The 6,430-nt window shown below is 71.6% G+C and carries 6 protein-coding genes and 1 pseudogene; 5 read left to right on the top strand and 2 right to left on the bottom strand.

Annotated features, from left to right (window positions below):
• The coding region (locus A612_RS11700) for an MFS transporter (RefSeq protein ID WP_019374662.1) at positions 1-874 on the bottom strand (874 nt) is incomplete at its 3' end.
• Between the two features lie 167 nt (positions 875-1,041).
• On the opposite strand from A612_RS11700, the gene A612_RS11695 reads away from it, so the two are divergent.
• From A612_RS11695 to ylqF, 5 genes are all read left to right on the top strand, one after another.
• On the top strand, positions 1,042-1,833 hold the full coding sequence (locus A612_RS11695; RefSeq protein WP_019374661.1) for an SDR family oxidoreductase: 792 nt from the start codon (positions 1,042-1,044) through the stop codon (positions 1,831-1,833).
• A gap of 4 nt (positions 1,834-1,837) precedes the next feature.
• Entirely contained in the window at positions 1,838-2,257 is a 420-nt protein-coding gene (locus A612_RS11690) for a PaaI family thioesterase (RefSeq protein ID WP_040436738.1), read from the top strand.
• 49 nt (positions 2,258-2,306) lie between these two features.
• Positions 2,307-3,323, top strand: a complete 1,017-nt coding sequence (locus tag A612_RS11685) for an NADP-dependent oxidoreductase (protein ID WP_019374659.1) — start codon at positions 2,307-2,309, stop codon at positions 3,321-3,323.
• A gap of 42 nt (positions 3,324-3,365) precedes the next feature.
• Positions 3,366-4,274 carry an SDR family oxidoreductase gene (locus A612_RS11680; RefSeq protein WP_019374658.1) on the top strand — a complete coding sequence of 303 codons (909 nt, stop codon included), beginning with the start codon at positions 3,366-3,368 and terminating at the stop codon, positions 4,272-4,274.
• A gap of 69 nt (positions 4,275-4,343) precedes the next feature.
• Positions 4,344-5,303: a ribosome biogenesis GTPase YlqF gene (gene ylqF / locus A612_RS11675; RefSeq protein ID WP_019374657.1), complete on the top strand. Its 960-nt coding sequence runs from the start codon at positions 4,344-4,346 to the stop codon at positions 5,301-5,303.
• 6 nt (positions 5,304-5,309) lie between these two features.
• Here the strand turns inward: ylqF and A612_RS17410 are convergent.
• A pseudogene (locus A612_RS17410) lies at positions 5,310-6,430 on the bottom strand (hypothetical protein); the annotation flags it as partial.

The raw sequence follows: 6,430 nt of genomic DNA, 5'->3' as shown, positions 1-6,430 counted from the left end.
GGCGGTCGGCCAGCCGGCCGAGCGCGATGGTGCTGGGGATGGCCACCAGCCCGATCAGGCCGATGCCCAGCGCGCTGGTGGTGGCGTCGAAGCCGCGGTCCATGAGCATCGGCATGCCGTGCGTACCCAGCAGGTTCATGCTGAAGCCGCAGGCGAAGAGCCCGAAGGTGACGCGTGCGAAGGTGGCGGTGCGCATGGCCTGCGTCACGCTCCAATGGGCGGCCGGCGCGGCGGGTGCGGGACGGCCGGTGGCATCCTGGAGCGCGTCGCCGTCGGGCGGCGCCTCGTCGCGGATGACGCGCAGCGCCGCCGGCACGGTGACGGCCACAAACACCGCGGCGAAGGCGAGCAGCGTGGATTGCCACGACAGGTATTGCAGCGCGATGCCGAGCACAGGCGTCATGACGGCGATACCCGCCATGGAGCCCGTGGACAGGAAGAACAGCGCCATGCCGCGGCGGCGCTGGAACCAGCGGCTGATCACCGGCGTGAGCGCGATCGGGCTGGTGAAGCCCGCGCCCACCGACATCAACACGCCGAAGCTCAGCAGCAGCCCGGTGGGGCTGCGCGTGTTCGCGGCCCAGAGAGCGGCCACGACCACCATGGCGGTGCCCGCGAGCAGCACGAAGCGCGTGCCGCGCCGCGCCACCAGCCAGCCCGCCAGCGGCATCGCCAGGCCATAGCACAGCATGCCCACGGCGACGATGGACGACAGCAGGCTGCGCGAGAAGCCCAGGTCTTCGGCCATGGGCAGGAACAGCGGCCCCAGCCCCAGGCGCATGCCGACGGTCAGCAGGGTGATGAGGGTGGCGGCGGCGACGATGTTCCAGCCGAAGTACCAGCGTTCGGGTGGTTGCGTGGGGGCAGGGGACATGGGCGGTATTTTCCTGTGGGCGCGTGGCCGGACACCTGCCCCAGCAATCGCCCAGGCGACAGCCGGCGCGCCGGGCGGCACCCCACAATAGCCGCGAGCAGGCTCCGATCTGCCATGCTTTCAATACTTCCCGATTTTCCAACTTCCCAACTTTCGGAGACAGGCCCATGGCGCGCACCGTGCAACAGCTTTTCGACCTCTCGGGCAAGACCGCCCTCGTGACCGGCGGCTCGCGCGGCCTGGGGCTGCAGATGGCGCATGCCCTGGGCGAGGCCGGCGCGCGCATCATGCTCAGCTCGCGCAAGGCCGAGGACCTGGAGGCCGCCGCCGCCGAACTGCAGGCCGCCGGCATCGACGCAGGCTGGATCGCCGCCGACTGCGCTCGCGAGGACGACATCCAGCGCCTGGCCAGCGAGACGCTGGAGCGCCTGGGCAGCGTGGACATCCTGGTCAACAACGCCGGCGCCAGCTGGGGCGCGCCGGCCGAGGAGCACCCGGTGGCGGCCTGGGACAAGGTCATGAACCTGAACGTGCGCGGCTACTTCCTGCTGTCGCAGGCGATTGCGCGCGCCAGCATGATCCCGAGGAAGGGCGGGCGCATCATCAACATCGCCTCCATCGCCGGCCTGGGCGGCAACCCCAGCGGCATGAAGACCATCGCCTACAACACCTCCAAGGGCGCGGTCATCAACTTCACGCGCGCGCTGGCGGGCGAGTGGGGCGTGCACGGCATCAGCGTGAACGCCATCTGCCCGGGTTTTTTCAAGACCAAGATGGCGGCCGTGCTGATCGAGACCCTGGGCGAGAAGGAGATGGCCGAGCACGCGCCGCTGCGCCGCCTGGGCGACGACGAGGACCTGAAGGGCATCACGCTGCTGTACGCGAGCGACGCGGGCAAGCACATCACCGGCCAGTGGCTGGCGGTGGACGGCGGCGTGAGCGCGCTGATCGGTGGCTGAGGCCATGCCGCCGGCGCTCGACTTCGGCGCCGAGATCCCCTTCGTGCGCGAGCTGGGCTTCGTGCTCGCGCGCATGGAGCAGGGCGAGTCCGAGCTGCACTACGAGGTCCGGCCGGAGCACATGAATTCCTTCGCCGTGGCGCACGGCGGAGCGGTGATGGCGCTGCTGGACGTGGCCCTGGCGACGGCCGCGCGCAGCGTGGCGCCCGAGCTGGGCATCGTCACCATCGAGATGAAGACCAGCTTCATGCAGCCCGCGCGCGGCCGCCTGGTGGCGCGCGGGCGCCTGCTGCACCGCACGCGCTCGCTGGCCTTCGTGGAAGGCACGGTCCACGACGCCGAGGGCCGCGCCTGCAGCCAAGCCACCGGCACCTTCCGCTACGTGCGCCGCACGGCGGACGCGCAGGCGCTGCCCACCGACTGAGCGGCGCCCGACTTCCATCGCATCCCATCCCATCCAGGAGGACCAAACCATGCCACGCAACCAGCAGATCCTGCTCGCCAGCCGCCCCCAGGGCGAGGCCACGGCAGAGAATTTCCGCTTCGTGACCACCGACACCCCGGCGCTGCAGGACGGCCAGGTGCTGGTGCGCCACCACTACCTGAGCCTGGACCCGTACATGCGCGGGCGCATGAACGACAGCAAGAGCTACGCCGCCAGCCAGCCGCTGGACGAGGTCATGATCGGCGGCACGGTGGGCGAGGTCGCCGAGAGCCGGCATCCGGACTACCAGCCGGGCGACAAGGTGGTCGGCATGGGCGGCTGGCAGGAGTGGAGCGTGGTCGATGCCGGCCAGCCCGGCGCTTTGCGCAAGGTGGACACGACGCACGTGCCGCTGTCGTATTACCTGGGCGCCGTGGGCATGCCGGGCGTGACGGCCTGGTACGGCCTGGTGAAGATCATCGACCCGAAACCCGGTCAGACCGTGACGGTGAGCGCCGCCACCGGTGCGGTGGGCAGCGCCTTCGTGGCCCTGGCCAAGGCGCGCGGCTGCCGCGTGGTGGGCATCGCCGGCGGGCCGGAGAAGTGCCGCTATGCCACCGAGGAACTGGGCTACGACGAGTGCATCGACCACCGCCAGCACACGGATCTGAAATCCATGGCGGCGGCGCTGAAGGCTGCATGTCCCGACGGGATCGACGGCCACTTCGAGAACGTCGGCGGCCACATCCTGGACGCCGTGCTGCTGCGCGCCAACGCCTTTGCCCGCGTGGCGCTGTGCGGAATGATCGCCGGCTACGACGGCCAGCCGCTGCCGCTGCAGAACCCGGCGCTGATCCTCATCAACCGCATGCGCGTCGAGGGCTTCATCGTCAGCGAACACATGGAAGTGTGGGGCGAGGCGCTCAAGGAGTTGGGCGGCTTGGTCGCCCAGGGCAAGCTGCGCCCGCGCGAGAGCGTCGCCGAGGGGCTGGCGGCCGCGCCGGAAGCGTTCCTCGGCATGCTGCGCGGCAAGAACTTCGGCAAGCAGCTGGTCAAGCTGATCTGACGGCCCGGGCCACACCCTTCACACCACCCCAGGAGACACCCCATGATCGAGGATTTCGCTGGCAAGACCGCCGTGCTGACCGGTGCGGGCTCGGGCTTCGGCCTGGAGTGCGCGCGCATCGGTGCCCGCCGCGGCATGCGGCTGGTGCTGGTGGACGTGCAGCAGGATGCGCTGGACGCTGCCGAGGCGGAGATGCGCGCCGCCGGCTGCGAGGTGCTGGCGCGCCGCGTGGATGTGGCAGACGCCGCGCAGATGGAGCAGCTGGCGGCCGAGGTGCAGCAGCACTTCGGCGCGCCGCACCTGGTGTTCAACAACGCCGGCGTGGGCGCGGGCGGCCTGGTCTGGGAAAACTCCGTGCGCGAGTGGGAGTGGGTGCTGGGCGTGAACCTGTGGGGCGTGGTGCACGGCGTGCGCCTGTTCACGCCGATGATGCTCGCCGCCGCCGAGGCCGATCCCGCCTGGCGTGGCCACATCGTGAACACGGCCAGCATGGCCGGCCTGCTCAACCCGCCCAACATGGGCATCTACAACGTCAGCAAGCACGCCGTGGTCTCGCTGAGCGAGTCGCTCTACCAGGACCTGTCGCTGGTCACGACCCAGGTGGGCGCGAGCGTGCTGTGCCCGTACTTCGTGCCCACGGGCATCACCCGCAGCGAGCGCAACCGCCCGCAGGACATGCAGTCCATGGCCCAGACGCGCAGCCAGCTGATCGGCCAGGCGATGATCTCCAAGGCGGTGGAGAGCGGGCGGGTGAGCGCCGCCGAGGTGGCGCAGAAGGTCTTCGACGCGGTGGCGGCCAACCGGTTCTACATCTACAGCCATCCGCAGGCGCTGGGCAACGTGCAGACCCGCATGGAGGCCATCGTGCGCGGCGAGAACCCGCCCGACGCCTTTGCCGAGCGGCCGCAGGTGGGCGAGCAGCTGCGCGCGGCGCTGCGCGGCCAGGGCTGACCGCCGCGCGCATGGGGGCGGGTTAAGCTTGCGGGCTTTCCCACGGCACGCTCGCAAAGGCTCCTTCCCATGTCCATCCAGTGGTTTCCCGGTCACATGCACCTGACGCGCAAGGCGATCGCCGAGCGCATCAAGGACATCGACGTGGTGATCGAGTTGCTGGACGCGCGCCTGCCGGCCTCCAGCGCCAACCCGCTGCTGGCCGAGCTCACGGGCAACCGGCCGAGCCTGAAGGTGCTGAACAAGCAGGACCTGGCGGACCCCGGGCGCACGCCCGCATGGCTCGACTGGTACAACGCCCGCGAGGGCACGCGCGCCATCGGGCTGGATGCCTCCGACCGCGCTCCGGCGCGGCGGCTGGTCGAAGCCTGCCGCCAGCTCGCGCCGAACCGGCGGGGCATGTCGAGGCCCATGCGGGTGCTGATCGTCGGGGTGCCGAACGTCGGCAAGTCCACGTTGATCAACACCCTGAGCGCCAAGCGCGAGGCCCGCACGGGCGACGAGGCCGGCATCACCAAGCAGGAGCAGCGCATCGTCCTGGAGGATGATTTCTACCTCTGGGACACGCCGGGCATGCTCTGGCCGCGCATTGTCGTGCCGCAAAGCGGCGAGCGGCTGGCGGCGAGCGGGGCGGTGGGGCGCAATGCCTACGACGACGAGGAGGTGGCGTTGGCGCTGCTGGGCTACCTCAAGCAGCACTACGGCGCGCCGCTCGATGCGCGCTACCGCCTGGGGCTCGCGCCGACGGAGATCGCCGCGCTGCACGACGACGAGTTGCTGGAGCGCATCGCCAGGAAGCGCGGCGCCGTCATGAGCGGCGGCCGGCTCAACCTGCAGAAGGCCGCGGAGATCGTGCTGGTGGATTTTCGCGCCGGCGCCATCGGGCGGCTGACGCTGGAGACGCCTGAGGAATATGCCGCCTGGGAGCAGGAGGCGGCGCGGCGCGAGCAGGAGCGCGCCGCGCGCAAGGCCGAGCAGCGCAAGCGCGACGACCGGCGCGCGCGGCTGCGGGACGGCGGCGAAGGCTGACCCGTCTCACCACAGCAGGGGCCGCGCCTCGCCCTCCCAGAACAGCACGCGCCGCAGTTCGTGCAGGCGCGAGGTGGCGGCGTGCAGAGGATCCGGGCCTGCTGCCTTGCGCAGCAGCACCAGATAGCCGTTGGAGGTGCCCACGGCCAGCCGGTCGGCGTCGCCGGGTGCCGTGGCCATGCAGCGCACCGTGCCACCGAGCAGGTGCTGCCAAAGCACCTGGCCCGCATCGGAGAGCGCCTCCAGGCCGGTGCCCTCGGCATCCGCCTGCACGGCAAGGCCGTGCAGCGGCACGCGTGTGGCACGCGTTGCCCCCTGCAGTTCCTCCACAGTGGCGTTTCCGAGGCGCTCCAGCCCTGCGGCGCCGCTCCCCAGCCGGAGCGCCCAGCAGGCGGCGGCGCCCCCCCGGCCCCGGGTCCAGGCGAGCAGCCGCCCATCGGCCGCCCAGTGCAAGGCGCGCAGCTCGCATCCGTGGGCCTGCGCGTGTCGCGCGAAGACGGCAGGCGCGAACGCGAAGCGGTGGTGGAAACGCTCCAGCGCGCCCGGATCGCCTGAGGCGTTCAGCTCGCGCGCCAGTTGCAGCACTGCTGCGGCATGGGCGCTGCGCGCGTCGCGCGGGAGCGTGCCGCCACGGCCGCTTTCTCCCCAATGCCGCCGCATGGCGGTCGCGTACTGGCGTGCCGCAGCCTGCCACAGGCGCGACAGCTCCATCGGCCCCGGCCCGAACACCGCCTCGTCCGTGGCCTCGGCCGCCCAGGGCAGGGGCTGCGCAAGCGCCGGGGGGCGCTCCACCACATGCCCGGGGCGCAGGTCGGCAAGCTGCTGCTCGCGCTGCTGGTCCAGCCGCGCCTGCGCGGCCCGCAGCCGCTCCTGGGCTTGGCAGAAACGCTGCAGCAGGTGTTCCATGTGGCGTGCCGCATGGCCGGGCAGGGGCACGCGCGGGGCGCTCTGGCGCGCGCTGTAGCTGAGCACGAGCCCCGGAGGGTGGGCCGTGCCCGGGGCTGGGCCGGCGCCTTCGCCAAGCACGTCCAGCTGGTAGGCGGCATGGGCGTCGTCGGCTGGGTCGCCCGGGCCCTCGGTGCCATTGCGCCAACCCAGCTTGAGGGCGGCGGCGTGGCGGCGCCCGC

It is taken from the genome of Melaminivora alkalimesophila (assembly GCF_000282995.1).
In the GTDB taxonomy this organism is placed as follows: domain Bacteria; phylum Pseudomonadota; class Gammaproteobacteria; order Burkholderiales; family Burkholderiaceae_C; genus Melaminivora; species Melaminivora alkalimesophila.
Note: the sequence above shows the minus strand (reverse complement) of the source record. Positions and strands in the feature narration are given on the sequence as shown.